13 protein-coding genes are annotated in these 25,080 nt (G+C 56.4%); all 13 read right to left on the bottom strand.

Annotation, left to right across the window (positions count from 1 at the left end; translation table 11 throughout):
* Positions 1 to 481: 481 nt before the first annotated feature.
* The 13 genes from GSQ62_RS05870 to GSQ62_RS05930 all read right to left on the bottom strand — a co-directional run bounded on the left by GSQ62_RS05870 (position 482) and on the right by GSQ62_RS05930 (position 24,717).
* A complete protein-coding gene (locus tag GSQ62_RS05870) occupies positions 482 to 1,720 on the bottom strand; it encodes an MFS transporter (protein WP_161888647.1) in 1,239 nt (412 codons plus the stop codon).
* Between the two features lie 490 nt (positions 1,721 to 2,210).
* Positions 2,211 to 3,014, bottom strand: a complete 804-nt coding sequence (locus tag GSQ62_RS05875) for an alpha/beta fold hydrolase (protein ID WP_161888648.1) — start codon at positions 3,012 to 3,014, stop codon at positions 2,211 to 2,213.
* A gap of 9 nt (positions 3,015 to 3,023) precedes the next feature.
* Complete coding sequence (locus tag GSQ62_RS05880; protein WP_161888649.1) at positions 3,024 to 3,851, bottom strand: sugar phosphate isomerase/epimerase family protein; 828 nt, start codon at positions 3,849 to 3,851, stop codon at positions 3,024 to 3,026.
* 32 nt (positions 3,852 to 3,883) lie between these two features.
* Positions 3,884 to 4,765 carry a sugar phosphate isomerase/epimerase family protein gene (locus GSQ62_RS05885; RefSeq protein ID WP_161891330.1) on the bottom strand — a complete coding sequence of 294 codons (882 nt, stop codon included), beginning with the start codon at positions 4,763 to 4,765 and terminating at the stop codon, positions 3,884 to 3,886.
* Positions 4,766 to 4,817: 52 nt separating this feature from the next.
* Complete coding sequence (locus GSQ62_RS05890) at positions 4,818 to 5,741, bottom strand: ThuA domain-containing protein (protein ID WP_161888650.1); 924 nt, start codon at positions 5,739 to 5,741, stop codon at positions 4,818 to 4,820.
* Between the two features lie 53 nt (positions 5,742 to 5,794).
* Positions 5,795 to 8,953: a PVC-type heme-binding CxxCH protein gene (locus GSQ62_RS05895; protein WP_161888651.1), complete on the bottom strand. Its 3,159-nt coding sequence runs from the start codon at positions 8,951 to 8,953 to the stop codon at positions 5,795 to 5,797.
* Positions 8,954 to 9,321: 368 nt separating this feature from the next.
* Positions 9,322 to 10,830 (bottom strand): RagB/SusD family nutrient uptake outer membrane protein, encoded by a 1,509-nt coding sequence (locus tag GSQ62_RS05900; protein ID WP_161888652.1) that lies wholly within the window; start codon positions 10,828 to 10,830, stop codon positions 9,322 to 9,324.
* Between the two features lie 27 nt (positions 10,831 to 10,857).
* The gene (locus tag GSQ62_RS05905) at positions 10,858 to 13,947 is read right to left on the bottom strand and encodes a SusC/RagA family TonB-linked outer membrane protein (protein WP_161888653.1); all 3,090 of its coding nucleotides are present in this window, start codon (positions 13,945 to 13,947) and stop codon (positions 10,858 to 10,860) included.
* Between the two features lie 793 nt (positions 13,948 to 14,740).
* On the bottom strand, positions 14,741 to 15,811 hold the full coding sequence (locus GSQ62_RS05910; protein ID WP_161888654.1) for a twin-arginine translocation signal domain-containing protein: 1,071 nt from the start codon (positions 15,809 to 15,811) through the stop codon (positions 14,741 to 14,743).
* 59 nt (positions 15,812 to 15,870) lie between these two features.
* On the bottom strand, positions 15,871 to 17,337 hold the full coding sequence (locus GSQ62_RS05915) for a DUF1501 domain-containing protein (RefSeq protein ID WP_161888655.1): 1,467 nt from the start codon (positions 17,335 to 17,337) through the stop codon (positions 15,871 to 15,873).
* A 29-nt stretch (positions 17,338 to 17,366) separates the two neighbouring features.
* Positions 17,367 to 19,871 carry a DUF1549 domain-containing protein gene (locus GSQ62_RS05920; protein ID WP_161888656.1) on the bottom strand — a complete coding sequence of 835 codons (2,505 nt, stop codon included), beginning with the start codon at positions 19,869 to 19,871 and terminating at the stop codon, positions 17,367 to 17,369.
* 284 nt (positions 19,872 to 20,155) lie between these two features.
* Positions 20,156 to 21,646 (bottom strand): RagB/SusD family nutrient uptake outer membrane protein, encoded by a 1,491-nt coding sequence (locus GSQ62_RS05925; protein WP_161888657.1) that lies wholly within the window; start codon positions 21,644 to 21,646, stop codon positions 20,156 to 20,158.
* An 11-nt stretch (positions 21,647 to 21,657) separates the two neighbouring features.
* Positions 21,658 to 24,717: a SusC/RagA family TonB-linked outer membrane protein gene (locus GSQ62_RS05930; RefSeq protein WP_237587016.1), complete on the bottom strand. Its 3,060-nt coding sequence runs from the start codon at positions 24,715 to 24,717 to the stop codon at positions 21,658 to 21,660.
* Positions 24,718 to 25,080 lie beyond the last annotated feature (363 nt).

A 25,080-nucleotide genomic window follows, 5' to 3' on the forward strand; every position in this document is an offset into this window, starting at 1 on the left:
GTCAAATCTCAACAGCAAATGTAAAACGCAGCTTGGGTTATTTAATTCATCATGCCGTTCCTAAACTGCATCCGTTTTAATCCGCCATGCGGCCTGGTTGCTGCCCAAGCTATATATAAATGTGCTATCTAAACAAGGCCTATATATACAGGCCTCCTGCCTGTATATATAGGCCGCAAGCGCAGACGCTCACGCCATATAGAGCGTATCTCCGGAATGAGAAGGGCTTGATTTCACAAGGAAAACTATGAATACCGTGCTATGTCAGTGCGGCATGCGGGCTGTGGGATTAGGGGGCGCATAGCCTTGCTGACACCATCCCATCGACGCAGAACAATATATAGAGGTGCATAAAAAAGGCCACTTCGAATGAAGTGGCCTTTTTTATGCATCAATTACTTATCTTAAAATAAAGCCTTTGTCATTCAGGCTTAGCAAAGACGCCATCTATATAAAATGGCTTCTTTGCATGCCGAAGACTTTAGTGTGTGACCGGCTGCGGTATTTTCTCGGTGCTCTTGGGGTTTCGCTGCCAGAAGTACAGGATAGTGAACAGCACAATCAGGATGGCCGGGAAAGCAATCATCTTCTCCAGCGTGTCCTGTCCGGCGGCCAGTTCCAGCGCGTTTCCGGTAAGACCCTGGGCAGTGCTTTCAGCCCTGGCATCGTCAATCCAGTCCCCGATAATCGGCTGGAAAATAGAAGTGGAGAACATGCCCACCGCACCGATAATAGACATCCCAAGGGCACTGCTCAACGGAACCCGCTGCGCCACAGAACCTACCATCACAGGCCAGAAATAGGCCACGCCCAGGGCAAAAATGATGGCTGCCACGTACGCCATAGGGCCGGTAACAGTGCTAAACAAATAGATACCTATCGCTGTCAGGACTGCACCTCCGAGTAAAACACCGGTTTGGCCTAATGTGGCAACAACCGGACCTGCAAAAAAGCGGGCCACTGCCATAAGGCCGGAGGTAAGGGCGAGGATGATCATGGCGTCTGCGCCGCTGCTACCCAGGATAATGCTCACCCACTGGTTAGGACCGAATTCTGAGATAGCCGTAAGGGCCATACAAACAATCAGGAATATGTATAGCGGGCTAAACATGGCCTTCAGGTTCTGAAGAATAGAGGTAGCCCCCTCCACTTGTGGTTTCGGGAAGGTTTTTCCGAAGAACAGGAAAGCATAAATAACAGTTGGAACCATAGTAATCCACATTTGCGCTTCCCAAGGCAAGCCCAGGTCTGTCATAAACTTTGAGATGAGGGCACCGAGAAGGATACCGCCGGGAAACCACATATGGAACCTGTTCAGCATCTTGTTCATCGTTACTCCAGAATACATATCCGCAATCATAGGGTTACAGGCAGCCTCTGTACACCCGTTACCGAAACCGATAAACAGGGTGGAAATAAGCAGACTTGTATATCCTCCGGCATAAATGGTCATTATAATCCCTATTGTGTGGGCTACAAAAGCCACTAACATGATGTTTTTGGCACCAAAAGTATGATAAACCAAGCCTCCGATAACCATCGAAATGGGGAAGCCCAGGAACCACATGGCGTTGATGAATCCGAGTTGTTCGGCAGTAAGGCCAAACTCAGCCCCTAACTGCGGAAGGATACCCGCCCTGATAGAGAAAGTAAAGGCGGTGGTGATGAGGGCGAAGCAGCTCCCCAGGAACAAGGCTTTTTTGTTAAGGTTTTGGTCCATTGAATTTGTGTTTAGTTGTTTTAAATGCGGAAGTAAAAAGGTGAATCAAAGTAAAAACGATATATGGCTCAAATTCTCATCACTTTCCCGGCTACCGGGGGCCAGGACGCTTTCCAGGCGGGGCAACGGGCATTTTATCTATATCTGTCAGTACAGATGCCTACTCTATTCTGAGAATTCCTGCTCCGAAGCTTTACCTGCTTCTATTAGCGCTATATCTCCAGCCTGTGTTTTGCCCTGTCCTACGTAGGACTGCCGCTTCCCACGAAATCGCAGCATCAGCAATCAGATATGCCACCAAGCAGGTTACCAAACGACAGAAGCCACTGTGCGCTTTGCCTTTACAGGTGTTATGACATCTTTCCTGGCTTAACCAGGCCTGCTGCAGCGGCGCTCACATTCCCGGCAAAGCGCTTTTCTGATGGTAATATAGCAAATTAGGCAAGAAACACATAAATTTTATCTACATTATATCAAACCTATATACAGGCTAATTAGCCAGCAGCCAGTTTCTGACCCTGGGGTTGAAATCCTCCAGGTTTTCCCAGTGGAAGGCATGCCCGGACTTTTCGTAGAGGTGCAGCGCTGCACCCGGTATGGCCCCGGCCACCTCTTCCGCCATCCAGGGCGGGGTAAACGCATCTTCCTGGCCGCCAATCACCAATGCCGGGGCGCCGATTTCCCTCAGTCCGTTGAGCGCGTTGTGGTCCATGCAGGCGGCTGCCTGCGCTTCCAGGGCATGCAGGGGCTGCGGCTGCGGATCGGTGGCCGCCTGCAGGCGCCCTTCCTCCAGTTCCGCGTTCATCGCCTGATTGTCCCAGGAGGATTTGGCGTAGATGAGCAGCTGTATATATAAACTGAACTCCTCGGGACGGAGCCGGGCCTTGCAGTGCATCATATGCTGGAACACGGTTCTGGCCATATTATCGCAGCGGGCCCAGGTACACATCAGCACCAGCGATTTCACTTTCTCAGGGTACCGAATCGCCAGTTGCTGGGCAATGGTGCTGCCCATGGAGCAGCCCACCACCCGTGCCTGCGGTATCTGGAGCGCCTCCAGCAGACCGGCGTAGTCGTCGGCCATCTGCGCGGTGGTATAGGGTCCGGCAGGCTTGTCTGAAAAGCCTACTCCCCGGTTATCGGCAATGATGCACCTGAAGTCCTTTTCCCAGTACGCCGCATGCTTCTCCCATACTGATCCGGGGGCCGTAATTCCCATTATCAGCAGGAGCGGTTCTCCGGCGCCGCGCTCCTCGTAGTACAGGTTTATTCCGTTCGTATATATATGGGGCATAGGAAAGAATTATTTTAATTGTGGCACCAACGTTTCCCTGATCCACCGGCCATCGTGCAGCGTTACGGCGTCGGGGTCCTGCAGGGCTTCCTTCCCCTCGTCTTCGCACACAATCCAGCCACTGTAGTTAATGTCTTTCAGCCACTGGGTTATCGAAAGCAGATCTACTTTGCCATTCCCCATCAGGGCAAACTCCGGGTCTCCGTCCCAGTCCTTGTAATGCATGTGGTTGATGAGGGAGGCGTATTCCTTCATCTTTCCGAGCGGGTCCATGCCGCCGTTGATGATATGGCCCACGTCGGGCGTCCAGCCGGTGGCGGCGCTGTCCAGGGCCTCCAGTATCACGCTGTAGTCTTCCTCGGTGCGGGTGATGGACGTGTGGGGCGAATTGGGGTGAAAGCTGCAGGGCACCCCTTTTTCCATTGCCCTGCGCGATATGCTGTTCACGATGTTTACCAGGTTGCGGCGGCGGACCGTTAAATCGTGCCGCCCGCTTGGCTTCTGCACCGTGCAGAGGATGGCGCCCGGAAAGCGCTGCAGCAAACGGATAGCCTGGTCTGCCTCCTCCCGCTCCTTCTCCGACTCTTCCGCTCCGTTCCAGTCCATCGCCAGGGAAAGGGCCGCGAGTTCTACCCCCTGCTCCTTCAGCTTTGCCTCCAGCCGGTCCGCATCCTGTAAATCCCCCATCCAGGAGTATATAGGCTGGATGCCGGTAAATCCGGCTTCGGCTATCACCTCTATCATGTGCCCCAACTGGTTATCGTAGGTTTGCCCGTCGTTGTTCATGAACCAGGTATATACCTCTGACCCAAAACGAAATGGAAGCTGCTGTGCCATATAGGAATGTTTCTATTTATACTATATATACATTAAAGTGCCTGGTTTGCCGTCGTGGGCGTGGCGAGGCCGTGCTGCTGGCACATTCGCCGGATGAGTTTCAGGCCGTTTTCGGCAATGTCCCACGGATTTGAGAACTCGCGCCACACGCCTATGGAGTTGGCAAAGTCCGGATCGTTCCGCGAGAAAGCCTCGATGGTGAGCCAGCCATTATAGCCTATCCCGGCTAACGCCGCGAACACTTCATCGAAGTTTACATGGCCGTCGCCGGGGGTGCCGCGGTCGTTCTCGCTGATGTGGACGTGCGCCAGCACAGGCGCAATGGTCTGGATGGCGGCCGGGAGTTTCTTTTCCTCGATGTTGGCGTGGTGCGTATCAAACATGGCCCGCACGTTCGGGTGGTCTGCCTCCCTCACCAGCCTTGTCAGCTGGACCATGGTGTTGCACAGGTAGCATTCGAAACGGTTCAGTGCCTCCAGTGCCAGCACAATGTCTGCCTGCGCGGCGTACTCCCCGGCCGCATGCAGCACTTCGGCTCCCCAGCCATACTCCCGGTCCTCCGGGGCGCGATGGGCAAACACCGCGTGGGCCGAGTGGAAGGGGCCGCACAGCACCCTGGCCTGCAGGTCGTGGGCGCGGTCTATCGCCCACTTGATGCGCTCCAGCGCTTTCGCCCTCACAGCCGCTACCTCACTGATGGGGCTTTCGTCTTTGCCAACCACAAAAACACTGGTTGCCTCCAGGCCGATATCGCGCACATGGCCGCCGAAGCGTTTGTAGGCCGATGCATCCGGAGAACCGATAAAACACTCCACCCCATCATAGCCGATTGCTTTTAACCTGTCCGCAATTGGCATCAACTCATCCGACACCACAGCCGTCCATGCCAGTACGTTAAACCCAATTTTGTTCATCACGCTATTTATAGTTACAGTTAAACCAACGCATCAATCTTCCACAGCCGGCTTACATGCCTCTGTACGGAACGTTCATCTCTATTTTGCCTGCCCATTCCTTCGGAACGGGCTTTCCTACAGCCCAGTGGATTCCATTGATTACCAGGCGCTGGAAAGGCTCCTCGTCAAAATCGCCCGGGTGCCCCAGTGTGGTCATGAACACCTTGCCGCCGTAAGAGTTTGTGCCCGTCCAGGCCACCGGGTGGTCTATCGCATCTGCCTTGTTGGGGTTGATGGAGTGCCCCATCAGTAAGAGCGTGGAGCCGTCGATCGGGTAATCGGGCAGGGTGGTATAGAGCCAGGATTTGGCATTGAAGTTTTTGTCGACACCGGTCAGGACAGGATTATCGGCGGCCTCCGGGATGACGGACACCTCGGTGGTGGACTCATGCCCGTAGTGGGTATGGTTTGCCTCGCCCCCCCAGCCGGGAGGCGCGTTCAGGGCAAGCTCGCCAAAGGCGTTCCATTTCTCCAGCGGGTGGCCCTTGGGGTAGTTGAAGGCGTGGGTCGAGGTCCGGAAACCGACCACAGGCTTTCCTGTCTTCAGGTAATCCTCAATGTACTTCACCTGGTCTTCGGGCAGGCGCCGCCACCTCAGGAAAAACACCGCCAGGTCTGCCTCTTTCAGCGCCTCCAGCCCCGGAATGTTCTCTTCCGAGGTATGGTCCGGCGACGACTTCAGCACGATGGTGCGCATCCCGTAGTTCTTTTCCAGTTCAGCCGCCAGCAGCGGCATCGTGGACTCGCTGCTGTATTCGTGGTCACCGGTCACAAAGACCACCAGCGGCTTTTCAGTTTCAGTTTCAGTTTCAGTTTCAGCTTCACTCTGAGCTTCAGCCTCCGCTTTCACGTTGGGCTGGGCACAGGAACTGAGCAGGTTTATCAGGAAAAGGGATAATACAAACAGGTAGGATATGCCTTTCAGATTTTTCATTGACTTTATATATAGTTCATGTTTAGCCGCACCGCTTGCAACGGCCTGCAAAATTAATTCTCCATCGGATGCTGCTTCAGCAACTCCTCAGGCGAGTAGAAGCCCGTCTTGCCTTTTGTGGCCTCGCGCACTTCTTTTACTTTGTCCGGAGAGATGGCAGCGGCCTTGTTTCCGAAGGAGTTCCGGACGTAAGTCAGCACGGCGGCCACCTCCTCGTCGTTCAGCATCCCCCCGAAAGGCGTCATGGGCACCTGCCCCGGATAGTCTTTGCCGAGCACTTCGATAGGGCCGTGAAGCCCTTTCAGCACTATTTTTATCAGGCGCTCGTCGCTGCCCTGCACCCACTGGGTGCCGGTGAGCGGCGGGAAACCGGAACTGGTGAGCCCTTTGCCGTCGGGCTGGTGGCAGGTGCCGCAGAAACCTTCCCGGGCATATATGGCCTTGCCCTTCACGAACAGCTCCTGCTCGGCTCCCTTCAAATCAGTCTTGACAACTGCCTCCTCCTTCTCTTTCACGGATTTTCCGTTGAGGTGCGCCAGCGCTGTCTCGTGGGCGTGGACCATCCATTCGTCGAGCGGCATCTTGCCAGCTTCCAGCACGATAGGCAGGCCTTTTTCCTTGTCCAGCCATGAGGCTGCCACTATCGCCTCCAGGCGCACGCGGCCATGTTCATCCCTGGCGGCCTGCATCAGCAAATCTGCCTGGTCCTCCACCTGGTGGCCGGTGTAGCGCAGCACGCGCACGGCGGCGGCGCGGGTATGGTAATCCTTCGCCTGCAGCAACTGCCGGAGCAGGTCCTCGTCCACCTGATTCAGGCCCCAGCTTACCCACAAAGCCTCCAGCATGTTGTGCTCGTACTTGGGGTCGTTCTTGTCCAGGCTGGCAACCCAGGTTTTGAGCTGGGGGAGCACCTCGGACGCCTCGCGGCCACGCAGTTCGCGGCGGGTGCGGTAGCGGGTCCTGAACTCAGGCAGCTTCAGGTTGTCGAGAAGCTGGGGAACAGTGGCCCCGGCCACCTTAGCGGGCTTCACCAGCGGGCGAGAGGGGTAGGTGATGCGGTAGATGCGGCCGTGTACGTGATCGCGGAGCGGGTCGCGGGCGTTGTGCTGCATATGGCCGATCAGCACGTTGTGCCAGTCCACCAGGTAAAGCGAGCCGTCCGGAGCGAACTCCATGTCCACCGGCCGGAAGTTCCGGTCCTCGGACCACACCAGGTCCTGGCGATGCCTGCTTTTGAAGCCCGTGCCGTCGTCGACCATCGTGTGCTGCTTGGTGCCCAGAAAGCCGATGGTGTTGTTGATGAGCATGTCGCCCTGCACCTCATCCGGAAAATGGCGGCTATATATGAACTCCAGGCCAGAGGTGGGGCGCACCCTGTGCTTCTCTTCAATCAGCTGGATAGATTTGTGGGTGGCTTCGCCATACCTCGGCTTCACCGTTCCCGGCATCATCCAGCGAACGTCCGGGCTGGAGGTCTCCGCGAAGAAGTTCTGGCCCCACGCATCGAAGGCAATGCCCCACGGGTTCGGGATGGCCAGTTGGGCGATGCGCTGCAGCTGGCGGCGCTGCGGGTTGTAGCGGTAAAAGCCCCCGTTGGTGCCGCGAACCGGGCCGTAGGACGTCTCGACGTTGGTGTGCAGAAAAGTGCCCTCGCCCATATAGATGGCACCGGACGGGTCGGCGGCGTAGGCACTGTGCGCGTGGTGCGTGTCATGGTCGTCAAACCCGCTCAGGATGATCTCTTTTTTATCCGCCTTATCGTCGCCGTTTGTGTCGGTAAAGAGCACCAGGTTGGTACCCTGCGATACATAAACGCCCTCCGGTGCCAGCTCAAAACCGACCGGGAGGTGCAAATTTTCGGCAAATATCGTCTGCTTGTCGGCCTTGCCATCGTTGTTGGTGTCTTCGAGGATGATGATCTTGTCGTTTGGCCTCGGATCACCCGGTTTCCAGTGGGGGTACGTTGGCATGGTGGCCACCCAGAGGCGCCCTTTGTTATCGAAGGACAGCTGAACGGGGTTCGCCAGGTCGTCAAACTCCCGCTCAGAGGCGAAGAGCTCTATCTTGTAACCGTCGGGTACGTGCAGTTTGTCCAGCGCATCCTGCCCGTAGAGGTACTCGGTGCTGCCGTTTTCTTCCGGATCATAGTTGGTCTTTACCGGCGGCAGCTTGCTGGTTTTCGCATCGGCCGCGGCAATGTCCATCTTCTCCCCTTTCGCCGCGCGCCATATAGCCTCATCCCGTATGGCGGTCATCTCCCGTATCTTCGCGATTTCGGCGGGGTAGTTGTCCGGGCCGAAAGGGTTGTAGCGCCTGCCGTACACATGCACGCCATTGGGGATCTTGTAGTCGTTGTGCCACATCCAGTTCTTCTCCTGCACGGCGTCGTGCACCAGCTCCCGGTGCTTTCCGGCTTTTACCTCGGCCCCGCCGAAAGCCTTATTGGCCAGCAGGACAGAGAACTTTTTGTAGCCTTCCTCATTCAGCTGCGAGCCATCGATTGTCAGCGGCTCGACGTCCACATCAAACCACTCTTTCGTGGGCGTGTACGCGTCTATGAAATGCACGCTGTTTTTGGCGGCAACCTCCCGCATGGCCTCGGTGTACATGGCCAGGTTCACGTTTTCCTTCTTGCCGTCCGGCAGGTCGTGCTGCCCCGAAAGGTCTTCGAAAGCGATGGGCGACACAATCGCGAGCTGGGGAGGCGACTCGCCGTTGTAGTTCTGGCTCAGCGTGTGCTTGATGAAAGCATCCAGCTCGGCCTTGTAGTTCTCAAGGCCTGCCTCTCCCTCAAAAGACTCGTTGTAGCCAAAGAAGGCGATGATGATGTCGGCTTCGAGCTGTGTGAGCCACTCGTCGGGGGTAGGGAAATGGCCCTGGCTGCCTGAGGGCGTGGCAAGCTCGGTCTGGAATTTCTCAGCGCCCGGAAACGCCCAGGGCGAGACACGCGATGCATGCGGCCTGAAGCCGGGGGTGTCTCCGCCGTCGCTCATGTTGCGGATATACAGCAGGCTGTCGGGGTAACGGAGGTGCATCTCGGTCTCGAAGTGGCCGAAGTTCATCATCCTGGAGCCAAGGTTGTTCCCTATCAGCACGATATGGGAGCCCTTCTCAATCTTCAATGCGGCCTCGTCCGGCTCCTTGCTTGTCCCCGGGACGTTGCAGCCCGCCAGGGAGAAGACGCATAAAGTAAAAAATATCAGGTAGCGCATATAGTTGAAAATTAGAAATCAAACGGTTATTATCAATTCGTGGTACTTGCGATATATGGCAATGCCGGTTCAGCGGCGCAAGGCCAACCCAGACGAGCAGGGTGCCGTGCTGCCTGCTACGTGTGTCGTTCTCCCCATTCCGGACCGCTGCAGCTGCTATCAATCCATAATTTACAGAAATAAGCGTTATTACAACAATTCATTTTAACTATTCTCTATATATAGCCCCTATAGGCTCCCCCGGCATTTGGTGCCGGGGCCTGCTATTACAGGCCTGTATACAAAGGTGGCCGCCCCACCAATGGCTGCCGCGCCCACTACCTGCTTGGTAATGAGCGCGCTGCAGCCATCGCTGATGCGGATCGTGTTTAATAGCCGGGATTTTGGGTGAGCTTGTCGTTGTTCCTGATCTCTGCCGTCGGAATCGGGAACAGCAACTCCCGCTCCTTCAGTGTCGGACCGTAGGAGAACTGGTGCCCCACGTAGTCCTCGAACCCGCCGGTGTTCACGTTGAATGCTTTCCGGAGCCGGACCATATCGAACCAGGTCTTGTTCTCATAGCTCAGCTCATGAAACTTCTCTTTCCAGACGGCCTCTCTGAACTCCTGCTGGCTTAAGCCGCTTAGATCGGGAAGCCCGGCCCTTCTCCTGATTTCGTTGACGGCCTCGTAGGCCTCCGGCGTCGGGCCGGACACCTCGTTCATCGCCTCGGCATATATAAGCAGCACCTCGGCGTAGCGTATCAGGGTCCAGTTAAGGCCGCTGCTCGTCGTCTGGAGGTGGGCAATCGGATCGAAAAGCTTGTAGATGTAGTGCCCGCCCAGGTCCACGACAACGGACCTGTCGCTGCTCAGGGAATACTCGGTGTAGTAGAACGCCTTCTCCTCTGTCCGCTTGTCACCGGGCTCGTACGACTCCACAAAATCGGTGTTGGCATAGATGGCCCCGGTCTCGTCCGAGTATTCGGAGATGCCCTTGTTATAGGGGATGATCGAGGTCTGCCAGTTAGAAGGCATGATGAACGGCTCGAACTGCACCATGAAGATGTTCTCGCCCAGGTTCTCCGTCGCCTCGCTGTGCAGATCGTCGTATGAGTCGAACAGCCTGAACTCGCCGGACGCGATCACCTCCCCCGCTTTGTCTGCGGCTTTCTGGTAATACTCGCTGCCTTTCTGCAAGGGATATCCCGCCATGGTCAGGTACACGTCGGACAACAGCGACTTTACCGCGCCCAGCGATACTCTCCCGGTCTCGTCTGTATAGGGAAGCCCGGCGGCCTCCGCCGCAGTCAGGTCCTCCACAATCACCGCATATATGGCATCCACAGAAGCCTCTGCCGGGTAAAGGTCCGGGGAGGTCAGGTCCACCGGCTCCGTAATCAGGGGCACCTCCCCGAAGATCCGCACCAGGTTGTAGTAATAATAGGCGCGCAGGAACCTTGCCTCGCCCAGCAATTGCTGTTTCCGGCTCTCGTCCATGGTAATCTCCGGGATTTTGGCAATCGCGAGGTTCGCGTTCGCGATGCCACGGTAGCTGCTGGTCCAGTACGTGGCGCCATAGGAGTTGTCGGAGTTGTTGACCAGGTTCCGGATGTTGATGCTGTTCTGCGCCTGCCCCAGGTCAGTGTTGGCAAGCCCGGTCGCGAACTCCAGCATCATCCAGGGCGCGCCGCCGAAACCGCCGCCGGTGGTAGACCGCAAACTTTCATATATGGAGTTCACCACACTCTCCGCGTGCTCGGGCTTCGTGAAGTAGTTCTCCAAAGTGAAGTTGGAGCGGTCCGGCTCCACCAGGAAATCTTCGCAGCCCGACCCGAAGAGCACGAGCGCTCCCCAGATCAGTGAATGGCTGAAGGTCTTCTTTATATTGGTTTTCATGATTTCTATCCTTTTAGACTGAGTGAATTAAAAGCCAACATTCAGGCCCACCATAAATACTTTCGGCTTCGGGTAGTCGTACAGCGCCAGCCCCTGGTCGAAAGGCCCGCCGGACGTGGAAACCTCCGGATCGTACCCCTCATACTTCGTGATCAGGAAGAAATTCTGCATGGAGGCATATAGCCTCAGTCTGTTCAAGTGCAGCCTTTCTGTGATTCCGGAGGAGAAGTTGTAGCCCAGCAGCAGGTTTCTGCCCCTGATAAAATCGCCGTCCTGCACCCGGTGGCTGTCGTCGAAAGTGTCGTACCCGGCGGGTATGGGCCTCCACTGCGCAATGGGCGTGTTCTGGTTTTCCGGCGTCCAGGCGTTCAGCACCGTCGCGAAGCTGTTGGCTATGCCCTGGCGGTCTTCGGCGGAGTGCTGGCTGGCGAACGAGACATCGTTGCCGTACATGAACTGCAGGTCGAAGGTCAGGTCGAAGTTTCTGTAGCCAAAGGTGTTGATGAGCGACCCGAACCCGTCCGGGATGCCCTTGCCGATGATCACCCGGTCCCGGTCGTTGATCTGGCCGTCGTTGTTCACATCCTGGTACTTCACGTCGCCAGGCAGCCGCAGGTATTTGGCGGCTTCATCGGCCTCATCGCTTCCCCAGGTGCCCTGCCGCACATAGCCGAAGAACGACCCGACCGGCTCGCCCTCGCGGATCACGCCGCGCCCGGAGAAGATATCGGCGCCGCCTGTCAGGGCGATGACTTCATTTTTATTCACGGAAATGTTGAAAGCGGTGTTCCAGGTGAAGTCGTCCGAAGCGATGTTCACGGTGTTCAGCGCAAACTCAAAGCCCCGGTTCTCCATGCTGCCGACGTTCCGGGTCACGGTGGTGTAGCCGCTGCTTGAGGGCACCGGCGCGCTCAGCAGCATGTCGGTGGTCAGCTTGCGGTAAACATCAAACTCCATGGAAACCCTGTTGTTAAACAGCCCTAATTCAAGGCCGGCGTCTACCTGGTGCGTTTTCTCCCACCGCAGATCCGGGTTGGCCAGCCTGCTGATGCCCACGCCGATGGTTCGGGCGCCGTCAAAAATAACCGAGTAGTTGCCCAATCCTGCCAGGGCCTGGTAGGCGGTGATCTCTGAGTTGCCCGTTACGCCGTAGCTGGTGCGCAGCTTCAGGTTAGATATAGCCGAGATGTTTTTGATGAAGTCCTCTTCCGACGCCCGCCACGCCACGGCCGCGGAGGGGAAGAAGGCATACCTGTTCTCCGAGCCGAACTTGGAGGAGCCGTCGGCGCGGCCGGTGAGCGTGAACAGGTACTTCTCTTTCAGGTTGTAGTTTATCCTGCCGAAGTAAGAGTTCAGGCCATAGGCGCTGGTTCCCGAGCTCGGGGCCACCGGGTTGGCTCCGGCACCCAGGTTGTTGAACTGGAAATAATCGTCCTGGAACCGCTGGGCTCTGGCAACGGCCGAAAAACGGTCTACGTGCTGCCACGAAAGCCCCAGCATACCCGTGAAGGAATGATCGTCGGATATTTCTTTGTTGTAGGTGAGGTAATTCTCGAACTGCCAGGAGTTGTGCCGCTGGTTCTCCACAGAGGCGTCTCCGCCCTGGTTCCGGGATATATAGTTCAGCGTGCGGCCACCGTAATAGTCGATGCGCTGGTTGATGATGTTGGTGCCGAGCGTCGTCCGCAGGTCCAGGCCCTCCATCAGCCGGATGCTGGAGTACAGGTTGCCGAGCATGGTCTGCGTCCTGAGGAAGTAAAGCCGGTCTTCGGCGATGTTCACCGGGTTGCCGCCGCCTTCCATACCAGGGTAGTCCTCGTTTCCAGCCCATCTGCCGTCCGGGTATTTCACCGGTATGATCGGAAGCGCCTCCAGCACCTGCCGCATGGTGGTGATGCCCCCGGCGCCCAGCGGGTCAATCTGCTTCTCGTTCTGGTCGTTGTAGCTGAGTGTGCCCCCCACCTTCAGCCAGCTCTTGATCTCGCTGTCGAAAACGAAGCGGCCGGAGTAGCGCTTCAGCCACGATTCTTTTATCAGGCCTTCTTCGTTCCTGTAGCCCAGGTAGGCCCCGTAGCTGTCCTTTGCGTTTCCGCCGGTAAAAGACAGCTGGTGACTTTGGGTAAGGGCGTCCTGTGTCGCCTCTTCCTGCCAGTCCGTATCATAGAGCGGTCTGCCGTTCGCGTCGAAGAGCAGGGGGTTGGTCCTTTTCGTCTTGGGGTCTACGTACTTGCCGGCGGCCCAGCCCTCCGGATCGTATTTCTCCGCATTCTCGTAGGCTACCTCCTCCACGTGCAGGAACTCCTCGGAATTCAGCAAGTCTAATTTCCGGGTAAGCTTGCCTACGCTGAAGTAGGTGTCGTAATTGACCTGGCCGCCGTCCTGGCTTCCCCGCTTGGTGGTAACCATGATAACGCCGTTGGCGCCCCTCGCCCCATATATGGCCGTGGCAGAAGCGTCTTTCAGCACCTCAATCGAGGCGATGTCGTTGGGGTTCAGGTAATCGATGGGCGTGCTGCCGTTTGCCAGGTCCGTCACGTTCAGGATAACGCCGTCAATGACGTAGAGCGGGTTGTTGGTCACGCTCACAGACGTGTTTCCCCGTATCCGGATATTCGCCCTGCCGCCGGGCCTGCCGGAGTTCACCGACACGTTGGCCCCGGGCACCCTGCCCGCCAACGCCTGTGTGAGCGACGCCGCCGGTCGGTTCTGGAGTTCCTCGGCTTTCACGGAAGTCACGGCCCCGGTCAGGTCCGATTTCTTCTGGGTGCCGTATCCCACCACCACTACTTCCTCCAGCGCCCTGGTGTCGGTTTCCAGTGTTATATTCACCGTGCTTCTGTTGTTGACGGGCACTTCCTGCGTTCTGAAGCCTATATAGGAAACGACGAGGGTGCCGTCGCCGCCCGGCACGTTCAGGGAGAAACTGCCAGTGGCGTCTGTGGCCGTACCGTTGGTGGTGCCCTTCAGCAGCACGGTAACGCCGGGCAGGCCCACTCCTGCCTCATCCGTCACTTTGCCCGACACCGAAGTACTTTGGGCCTGCGCCCCCACCATCGAGATTAGGAGAAGATAAAGTACAAGGCTGTACCTCATCCTGCCATGTAAAAAGTTCTTCATGGTTTTTAGTTTAAGTTTAAAATGAGATTGACGAAAGCTGGTGTGTTTTCACTGGGGCGGTTTATACCGCCAGGTTTCCGGTTGCAGGTGGCAGCTGCCCCCTTGCCAGGCTAAAAGCTGTATGGCATGTACTAATCTACTATGTCCCTCAAGGTAAACTATCCTGAACTGTCCTGAGAATGAGGAAGAAATAACCACCAATCGTCTACCATGAAGCTCCGGCCTTCATACTGCAGCCTGTGCAGCATGGCTGCTTTTTGCATCTTCTAAGGATGCATTTCATATATACACCTGTCATTCAGTTATCTATGGAAAAAAATTAAGTCCTGGGATTAATTATAACATGAGCTTACATTGAGTAACTCCTCACTTAGTGGCACGGCAAATAAACAGAGCCTGCGCTTCTATGCTGCGTTCTTCCCTGTGGTCAGGATATTTCTATCAAGTGGGCAGGACGGTCACAACTCGCTTTGACAAACCCGGGGAAACCGGCCTCTGCATTGTCGGGAATAAGTATATGTAGCGTGCATGTTGGAAAACTGCTGCACAGGGGGCGCAGCATGCACAGAAGAGAAACACGCCAATGAATCCCGGTTCAGGCTGCTGGTCCGGGATTCATTGGCGTCCTCTTTGCTGCTTGATTGGAAATAAGCGCCTGTTTAAGCTTGTGCTTTGAGCTGCAAATGTGTGGCTTCAGAAGCTGAAACCACCTGATTTCACCCTATATAATTGAACTTTTGCGCTGATACCCGCTGAGGGCAGGTTTCTGATGCAGCTTCACGCTGCCGTCCAATCAGACTCTCTCTAATTTTAGCGGGTACGTTTTCTTGGACGCCCACTGGGGCACATATATGTTTTCATCAGCGTCCACGCACACGTCGTGCGGGTGCATGAAGCCCAGGAAAGAGCGGTCTTTCCGCTGCTCCTGCAGCGTTCCTTTTGTATATATGGGCTCCGTTCCGCCCGGCGTGGAAACCACCTTGTCCTTCTCGTCCAGCACCGTGATATAGCCGGAGTTCGGGTAGTCCTGGGAGGTGCTCCGGTAGACAGCCGCGTAGATATGGTTTCCCTTCAGCACGGGGCGGCATATGAAAGAGCCCGGCACCGGGATGGTAGCCAGGTATTTCCCGTCCAGTGTAAAGCGCTTCAGGCGCATATGGGAGCGGTCGGTGATGAGCAGCGTGGGGTTCTTCCTGTCGCGCGTGTCCACCAGCACGCCGTGGCAGCAGTCGAAGGTGCCGTCCGTGTCGCCTTTACCGCCGAAGTGCCGGATGTACTCGCCCTTGTGGTTGTACTGCGTGACGAAGTTCAGGCCATAGCCGTCCGCCACGTAGATGTCTCCGTTCGCCGGGTTCACCGCTGTTTCCGTGGGTTTGAATTCACCGGAATGGCTGTACTCTCCCGTCTCTTTCGGGTAGTCGAACTTATATAGTTCCTTTCCTTTCAGGTCGGTTTTGATCACCTGGTTCCTGTCTGTGTCGGTTATATATAAAAACTCCTCGCCGCCCTCCTGGCTTAACGTCAGGCCGTGGCCGCCGGGGTACGTGGTGCCCCAGGACTCGAGCAGTTTCCCGGACTTGTCATATATAAGCACGTTGTTGCGCGTCTCGTTGGTGAGCAGCAGCAGGCGGCCTTTGGTGTCTTCCACCATTTCGTGGCAATCGTTCACGGGGTTTTTGCCCGCGTCCAGCACGCCCCACCCCTCCACTACCCGGTAGCGGTGCGCGTTATGGCCCAGCACAACGTCCTTCGTGGAAGCGTAACTTTTCTTTACCCAGATGGTGGGGAACAGCGCCCCGACAGCCAGCGTGGCCCCGGATTTTTTCAGAAAGTCGCGCCTGCTGTTGTCTCCTGTCTTTTTCATTGTCTTCTAAAATAAGTGGTTGTGTGCCAGAGGCTGTCTGGGCAAGTTATGCGTTTTCTTTAAGCGAACAATTCCATAACCGGTTTTGCGACGCCGTCCGGGGTGGTGTAGAACGGGCGCTTTTCAACGATGGCGTGCGCGTCTGGGGCAATGCCGAGCGCATGGTAGATGGTCTGGTGTACCTGGTCGATGACGATGGGTTTCTCAATGGTTTTGCAGGGTCTTTCGTCCGCCGTTTTGCCATACACATTTCCCTTTTTTATTCCGCCCCCGAACATCAGAATGGAGCAGCCGTCGGTGAAATGGCGGTGCATGCCGTAGTGTTTGATGTCGTTGATGATATCGGGCTGGTCTACCTGCTCTTTTACTTTCTCGCCGGGGCGGCCCTCCACCATCATGTCCCTGCTGAACTCACTGGCCAGGATAATCAAGGTCCTGTCCAGGTGCCCTGTTCTGTCCAGGTCTTTTACCAGCTGCGCCACCGGGGCGTCTATCTGCTTTTTCATTTCCTTCAGCCGGGTATAGCCGTTCTCGTGCGTGTCCCAGCCCTTAAAGGGCTCATACTCTGTGGTAACGCTGATGAACCGGGCTCCTTTCTCTGTGAGGCGGCGGGCAAGCAGGCAGCCCAGGCCAAACTTGCCGGTGTTATAGATGTCGTAGCTCTCTTTGGGCTCGGTGCTGAGATCGAACGCCTTTGCCTCCGGTGAGTTTAGCAGCATATAGGACTGCTCCATCGACCTCTTCAGGGACTCTTTCTGGTAGCCGCTGCCGAACTCCCCGAACGCACTGTTGCTGATAAGGTCGTTGTAGAGCTGGTTGCGCCTTTCAAACCTTTTGTAGGACATGCCCACCGGAGGCTTCACGCTTTCCAACCCGGTGGTAGGGTCGGGTATCATGAAAGGGCCGAACTCGTTGCCCAGGAAACCGGAGGTGTGGAAGGCTTTCAGCTCTTCCCCCTCGCCCAAGGTGAGCCGCTGGCCTATATCTATGAAAGCGGGAATAACCGGGTTGTTGGGCCCTCGTTCTTTGGCTATCCAGGCGCCTATATGGGGGGCGGCAACAGACTGCGGTGGCTCGTAGCAGGTATGCCAGTGGTACTGGTGCCGCGAATGCAGGATGAAGCCCAGGTCGGCCGCCACGTAAGACCGTATCAGCGTGCCTTTGTCGAGCACCTTGCCGATAGACTCCAGCCCCTCCGACAGGTAGACATCATCCAACACGGTAGGCACCGACTTGAAGGTGCTGAGCACGCGGTTTGCGTCGAGCCCCGTCTCGAAAGGTGTGTAGCGCTTCGGGTCGAAGGTGTCGGTGTGGGCCATGCCGCCGGCCATCCAGAGCAGGATAACCGTATCGGCCCGGGAGTCGGCAATCTGGGATTTGACGGCGTCAGACTCCAGGAGCTGCTTGTTTTTATCGGTACTGCAGGAAGACAAAAGCCCTGCCATGGGGGCGCCGGCTGCGAGGGCCCCCAGCGTGGCCGAACTGGCTGTTTTGAGAAATTCTCTCCTGTTCCATTTTGAATGCATGGCGTTGAATAATCGAAATTAAAAATAGCTCAATAGATTAACTGGAATTCCGGCAGGAGCACTACGGCCCAGAGGAAATCCTGCACTGCGGCCGTGTCCGGCGACGCCCCGAGCGCCTGTCTGGCTACCGCAAGCTCTTCCCGGCCTGGCTCACGGCCCAGCGCCTTCCGGTATACCCTCCTGATAATGGCGTCGTTCTCCCTGACGTTCGTCACCAGGTTTTCGGCCCCTCGCCGCAGCACCTCGTTCAGCTTCTCGCCGTTGGTGAGTTCCAGCGCCTGCAGCAGGTTGGCCTGGGTGTCCCTTCCGGTAATCACGTTCTCCCGGTTGGGCCGACCCAAAGCAGTCAGGAACACGTCGTTCTCCACCAGCGAGGCCCGCACAAAAGGAATGTTCTCCTTATAGTCTGTTATCTCCTCGTAGGGGTTGTAGCGCAGGGCGGTGTCCGGATACACCTGGTATATGGTGCTGCTGACAGCGTCGGCAAACTGCTCGGCCGTCATCCTTCGCCGCAGCATGCCCGTGAACTTGAAGTTTTGGGCGTTGACATCATTTATATCCTCCACTCCCACCGAGGGCAGCTGATATGCTTTGGAAGTGGCAATCAGGTAGATCAGCTCTTTCATGTCATAGCCGTTGGCCACAAAGTCAGAAGCCAGCCAATCCAGCAAATCCTGGCTCCAGGGCACGTTGTCCATGGCATCCACCGGGGCAACGATGCCGCGGCCCATCAGCTGCGCCCAGATCCTGTTCACGAGCGTGCGGTACAGGCGCCCGTCTTCCGGCTTCACCAGGTTATCGGCCAGTTGCTTCAGCTTCTCCTTCACAGAGGCCGCCTCGTCTATGTCGCCAAGCTCCTCCCAAAGGATTCTGGTGTCGGCCATCTCCCCGGTGGGGACATCGCAGCGGTTAATCTCCAGCGTCGAATCGGCGAAAATGTTGGCAAAGGCGTAGGCGTCCGCCAGTTTCCAGTCGCTGATGAAGCTGTCGTGGCAGGAGGCGCATTTGAGGTTCAGCCCCAACAGCACCTGCGAGACATTCTGTGCGGCCTGCATCTCGATTGACTGGCTTGAGTTGACGACGCCGCGCCATTGGATGCCTTTGATAAAGCCCTGGGACTCCTCCGTGGGATTCAGGAGTTCTTTCACAAACTGGTTGTAGGGCTTGTTTTCCTCCAATGAGGTATACAGCCAATTGGATATGTTGTAGCGGCCATTCGTTATATAGCCGGTGCCGGTATAGTCGTTGCGGAGCGCATCGTTCCAGAAGGTGAGCCAGTGCATGGCGTAGGCATCATCTTGGTCAAGCAGTTGCCTTACCCATATGGCCCGTTTGTCGGGCCTTGTATCCTGCGAAAAAGCGGTCAGTTCTTCGGGTGTGGGCAGGAGGCCGGTGATATCGAGGAAGATTCTTCTGAGGTAAGTTCTGTCGTCCACCACTTTGGGCCAGGTGATTTTATTTTCCTTGAAATAGTTGTTCACCCATAAGTCGACCGGGTTCCGGAGCCCGTTGGTGGCGGGGGGCAGGGCGGGCATCCGGGGCTTCATCTCCGCCACCCGGAAGATGGTCTTGGCGGAGTCTGGCCAGGGCGCCCCCTGCTCAATCCAGAAAGTGATGAGTTCTATTTCCTCTTTGCTCAGGGCCTTGCCTTTGCCGGGCATGGATTCTTTGTGGCTGCGCGGCAGGTTAATCCGGCGCACAATCTCGCTGTTGGCTGGGTCTCCGGCGACGAAGATAGGGCCCGACTCACCGCCTTTGAAAACCATCTCTTTGCTGTCGAGGCGCAGCTCTCCCTTTATCTTATCCGAACTGTGGCACTTGTAGCAACTGTGCGCGAAAATGGTCCTGACCTGCACGTTGAGCGCTACCTGCTGCTCGTGGTCCAGTTCGCCGCCGCTTTTCAGGGAGGCCAGGTTGATGTTGCTGCTCATGTCCGGCTCCCCCTCATAATCCGCGCTCCACGGAATGACGCTGGCCAGGTAAACCTCCCCGTGGGTCAGGGAAGCGCCGTAATGGCCCGCCGCCGTAACCCCAATAGCGGAGAATATCAGCACGCTTCGGTAAACCTTTACCAGACTCTGCCTCGATTTCTTCTCTACCGCGTACAGGAACAGCACCGCCACAACGCCCAGCACAGCCGTTGCCACGCCTGTCCAGCGGTGTATAGCCAGTGTGTCGCCCCCGTAATCCTCCTGGCCGGCCAGCATCCAGCCCAGCACAGCAGAAATAACGGCACCGATGGCACCCAGCACCACCAGCAGGTTGATACCCGGACGGAGCTTTGAATTATATCTCCGGAGCGTGACCACCTCTAACAAAGCCGCCAGGCAAAGCAGCGTCACCGGCAAATGGACCGCCAGCGGATGCAGCCGGCCCAAAAGCTTCCACAGCCAGAAGACACCGCCATCCGATGAAGTATCTGATATTAGCGGCTCGGCAAACCCGGAAGACAGCAGGAAGGGGAAAAAGTTACAAGCCAGAATAACTGTAAGAATTGTATATATCTTTTGCTGAGCAGCCTTTTTTCCCTTCATAGATGTAATCATTTATTAAAAAGCTATGACTAGCCAATCGAGTGTATTTCCAATATAGTAAAAAGTGCCATGATAACTGTCATGCACTGTCCTGCAATTCGCCTATTATATCAACCATGCAACAGGATATATAATTCCTTCGCTTAAAATTTGCATTATAACCACAGCTTACTCATTCTCAGAAGAATGCCCTGCTGCAGAGTATCTGTTTTCTGATATATAAACTGGCTGACGCGCAGCCTGACCCGCCGGCGCGTCAGCCAGTTTATATGGTAACTCACCTCCTAATATCCCGGGTTTTGGGTGAGTTTCCCGTTAATCAGTATCTGCCTGTTGGGGATGGGGTACAGGGCTTCATAAGGCTCAAAGATATAGTCGTTGTTCGCATACGGGATGCCGCCCCTGCCCACCGTCGGATCCGCCTTTTCCCTGGCGGTGTAGGCGCTGAGGAACTGTGCCATCTCCTCGGGCGTCATCGTCCGTTTCAGGTCAAACCACCGGTGGTTCTCAAACGCCAGCTCCACCCTCCTCTCGTGGTATATGGCCCCCAGCAGGTCGCTTCCCGAATAGTCGGGCAGGCCGGCGCGGTTGCGCACCATGTTCAGGTAAGTGGCCGCCTCGGCTGTATTACCCTGCTGGGCCTGCGCCTCCGCCAGCATCAGCAGCACATCTGAATACCTTATTACTGGCCAGTTATCATCCGTGCGGCCGGAAATCGTGTGCGGGTGGTTGTACTTGTTGATGTAGGGCACCGGCACCCACTCGCCGCTCTCGTTGGTATAGCCCTCCTGCAGCGACACGTCTTTGCGCAGGTCCCCTTCTTCAAAAGCGGCGATCATATCCTTGGTAGGCGTGTTCCAGCCGCCCGGCCTGCTGTCCGGGAAACCCGTGACGGCTCCGGCGGAAAGCCTCGGGGCGAATTCATATATAAAGTTGCTGTGCTCCTGCAGATCGTTACCGCCCTGGAACTGGATGTCAAAGATGGTCTCAGCGTGGTTCTTGTTCTGAGGGTCAAAGACATCGGCATAAGACGGTAGCAGGGCATACCCCAGCGGGAGAACCTGGTTCAGGGTCGTAACCGCGTCCGCGTACTGTTTCTTGGTGAGGTACACCTTGCCCAACAGAGCCAGCGCGGCGCCTTTCGTGGCCCGCCCCGCATTTGCGGCGTCATAGCGCTCGGGGAGCAGCGTGGCGGCGTCCTTCAGGTCGCTCTCCACTAACTCATATACCTTCGCCTGCGGCTCCCGCAGATACGCCCAGGCTGCCGAAGGCTTGTCCAGCGGCTCCGTGATGATGACGACATCACCGAAATACTGCACCAGGTTAAAGTAGTAGTACGCCCTGATAAACTTCAGCTGCCCTTCAATGGGGCCTATTACCGCCTCGTCGATGGGGGCGTCCTGCAGCCGGGCCAGCGTGTTGTTTATATTGAAGATCGCGTTGTAATAGCTGTTGTACAGCCCCTCAATGTTCCCGGTGCCGGAGTTCACGGTCATAAACTCAAAGGCCTCCCGCGCTGGCCCCTGGCCCCGGTCGTCCGGATTGTAGTGGACGGTGGTGTTGTCGGAAGGCAGCTCGTTGAAAACCCACTGGCCGCTCACAATCCCCTGCAACTGCCCGTAAACGCCGTTCAGCGCCTGCTCTACCTGGGTCCGGTCTTGGTAAAAGCTGCCTGCCCCTATCTGGGTGGGGTCTGTTTTGTGCAGAAATTCCTCCTCGCAGGAGATAAGAAGGAGACAAAGAGCCACATGGCCTATCGTTAGTATACGTTTCATCTTTCCCTGGTTTAAAAGTTTAAGTTGGCACCAAACGAGAATGTCCTGGCGATGGGGTAGGTCACGTCATCATACCCCGGCCGGATGCCTCCCAGCGCGTTGACGTCCGGGTTGTTGCCCGGATAGTTGGAGATCAGGAACAGGTTGTCCGCATTGAAATAAATCCTGGCGCTCTTGACAAAGGTGTTCAGGGTGGGGAGCGTGTAGCCGATGGTGATGTTTTTCACCCACATATGGCTCGCGTCGTACACGTAGCGGGAGTTGCTCTCGCGGGAGTATATCCATGTGTTGGTGGTGCCCAGTTTTCCTGCCCCGGGATTCTGCTCCGATCGCCACCTGTCTTTGCTCTCGGTCAGGATGTTAAACACGCCGTCCAGGTTCATCGTGGATTTCTCGATCTGGGCAAACACGTCGTACCCCTGGGCACCGAGGAACAGCACGTTGAAATCGAAGCGCTTGTAGTCGCCGCCAACGGTCCAGCCCCAGTTGAAATCCGGGTGCGGGTTGCCTATCTCCACCATGTCCTGCTGGTCGTAAGACACTCTGCCGTCTCCGTTGCCATCCCTATACCTGTAAACGCCGGGGATGGCGCCGTCCTGGGCGGGCGCGGCATCAATCTCCGCCTGGTTGTTGAATATGCCCATCACCTCAAAGCCATATATCATCCCGATGGGGTGGCCGACCTTCGAGACGCTCATCATATCGTACATGCCCCCGTTCCAGATCTCGTCGTTCTCCCCGCGCAGCTCCAGCACTTTGTTCCGGTTGAAGGATATGTTGAAGTTGGTGCGGAAGTTAAAGGCATTGATGGCCGTGCGGTAGTCGGCGGCGAACTCAAAGCCTTTGTTGCGGACTTTCCCGATGTTCGACAGGCTGGTGGTGAACCCGGAGATGGAGGGTATCTGGATGGGCAGCAGCATGTCGTTCGTGATCTTTCTGTAGTACTCCACGGTAAAGACCAGCTTGTTGTTGAAGGTCGCCAGGTCCAGCCCGATGTCCAGCTGCTGCGATTTCTCCCAGCCGAGCTCGGCGTTGGCAAACGAGCTGATCACCTTGCCGTTCGCGATGTTGTTGCCCAGTATATAATTGACGGTGTTCATATAGGACAGGCTGGAGTAGTTTCCGATGTTGTTGTTGCCGGTCATGCCCCAGCTTCCCCTCACCTTCAGGTCCTCCAGCCAGGCGTACTTCGGGATGAACGGCTCCTCTGATATGCGCCAGGCAACGGACGCCGCCGGGAAATTCCCCCACTTGTTCTTGACGCCGAACCGGGAGCTGCCTTCGCGGTTGAAAGAGGCCGACAGCAGATATTTGTCTTTGAAGGAATAGTTTACGCGGCTGAGGTAGGCCAGTGTGCTCCAGCCATATTCCGTGGAGCCGGAAGACTTCAGGATGGCCGCATTGAGAAAGGGGACAAAGTCGTCGGGGTAGTTGTTTCCGGAGCCCGAAAGCCCTTTTGTGGTCTCCTCCTGGGCCGTGTACCCGACCATGGCGTCGAGGTGATGCACCCCGAAGTCGTTGTTGTAGGTAAGCAGCTGGTCGGCCGAAACGTTCAGCGTCTGGAAAGCGCTCTCGTACCCGCGCGCCTGCCTCGGCGGTGGGGCGTTGGTTCCCGCAATCGTGGACGGTACGAACTCTTTGTAGTCGTCAAAGACAACCCGCGCGTTGACGGCCGACTTGAATTTAAAATGCTTCAGGAAAGAGACCTCAACGAAGCCGTTGGTCAGCACATCGCCGATGTTCCTGTTCCGGATGATCTCGTTCAGGCTCTGCACCGGGTTAGGCCACCCGAACACACCGTCTTTCCCGCCTATATAGCTGTTATAGGTGCCGTCCTCGTTATATACCGGCTCCCGGGGGTCCATAATCAGCGCCGAGCCGATGAGGGCGTCGCGCCCGTTGGGGTTGGTGAGGTTCTGCCTGGAGTAGGAACCGTTGATGTTCCATCCCATCGTGATGAAGTCGTTCAGCTTTCCTCCCAGGTTGGCCCGAAGCGAGAAGCGGTCATAGTTGGTCTTGATCAGGGCCCCCTCCTGGTTGAAGTAGTCCGCAGAAATCAGGGAGTGGATGGGGCCACTGCCCTCCGAAAGCGTGACGTTGTAGTTCTGGACCGCCGCATTCTGATTGAGGATCTCCTCGAACCAGTTGGTGGAGTATTTGGTCTGCTCCGGATAGCGGAAATCGAGCGGCACCTCCTCTATGCTTGGCTCCCTGTTCTCGAAATAGCGGATCTTGTCCATGAAGACGTCCTTCTTGAACTGGGCAAACTCCACCCCGTTCAGCATGTCCACCTTTCTGGAGTCGGGGATGTTCTGCACGCCGTAATTGGCGGTGACGTTTACATTCACCTCCCCTTCCTTGGCGTGCTTGGTGGTGATGATGATCACCCCGTTTGAGCCCCTCGCGCCATATATGGCCGTGGAGGCCGCGTCTTTCAGCACCGAGATGCTCTCAATGTCGTTCGGGTTCAGGTTCTGCCCCACGGAGGTGCCCACCGGAAAGCCGTCGATCACATAAAGCGGGGAGCTGCCGGCTCCCAACGAACCGATACCCCGAATTTTCACCTCGAACTCACTTCCGGGCGAGCCGTTGTTCTGTTTTACCACGACCCCGGGGGCCTGCCCCTGAATCAGCTGGGTAACGTTTGAGGCGGGCACCTCGCCCACGTCTTCCACGTTGATGTTGGACACGGCAGAAGTGATGTCCCGTTTCCGCTGCGTGCCATACCCCACCACCACCACTTCCTCCAGTGCCTCCGTGTCGGTGGCCAGCGTCACGTTCACGGAGCTTCTGTTGCCGATGGGCACTTCCTGCGTTTGGAAGCCTATATAGGAGACGACCAGCGTGCCGTCGCCGCCCGGCGCATTGAGGGAGAAACTGCCGGTGCCGTCTGTGGCCGCACCGTTCGAAGTCCCCTTCAGCAGCACCGTAACGCCGGGCAGCGGCACTCCTTTCTCATCCGTTACTTTTCCCGTAATTAAAGTGCCCTGCCCCCATGCCCCCACAGCTGACAGCAGGACCAGATGGAGCATGAGAATGCACCTCATCTTTTTCAGTAAATAGTGCTTCATAGTGTATCGTTTAAGTTTAAATCTGAAGGTAAAATCATGCAAGCCATATATGAGTGAGCAATTAATTACTTGTAATCTACTATATATACAATCCCCAACTCTCCTGTACTGTCCTGAAATTCAGGATGAAGCAGCCGTGAAATGGGTAAAAAGGACAAATAAGACAGTAAAAGAAACTGGTGCAGGCGAATCTGAAGATGTGCGAGACTGGACAGCGCTCCGGTGCCGGGCCATCCGCAGTAGTGTTGGTTTCTAGGGTATATGGCCCCTTTCAGGCTGGCTAAATAGCAAGAGAACCAGAGAAACAAATATATGCTGAGAAGCATACATGCTTTAAAAGAAAGCCCCGCACCTTTCAAGAAA

The organism is Pontibacter russatus (genome assembly GCF_009931655.1).
GTDB lineage: Bacteria > Bacteroidota > Bacteroidia > Cytophagales > Hymenobacteraceae > Pontibacter > Pontibacter russatus.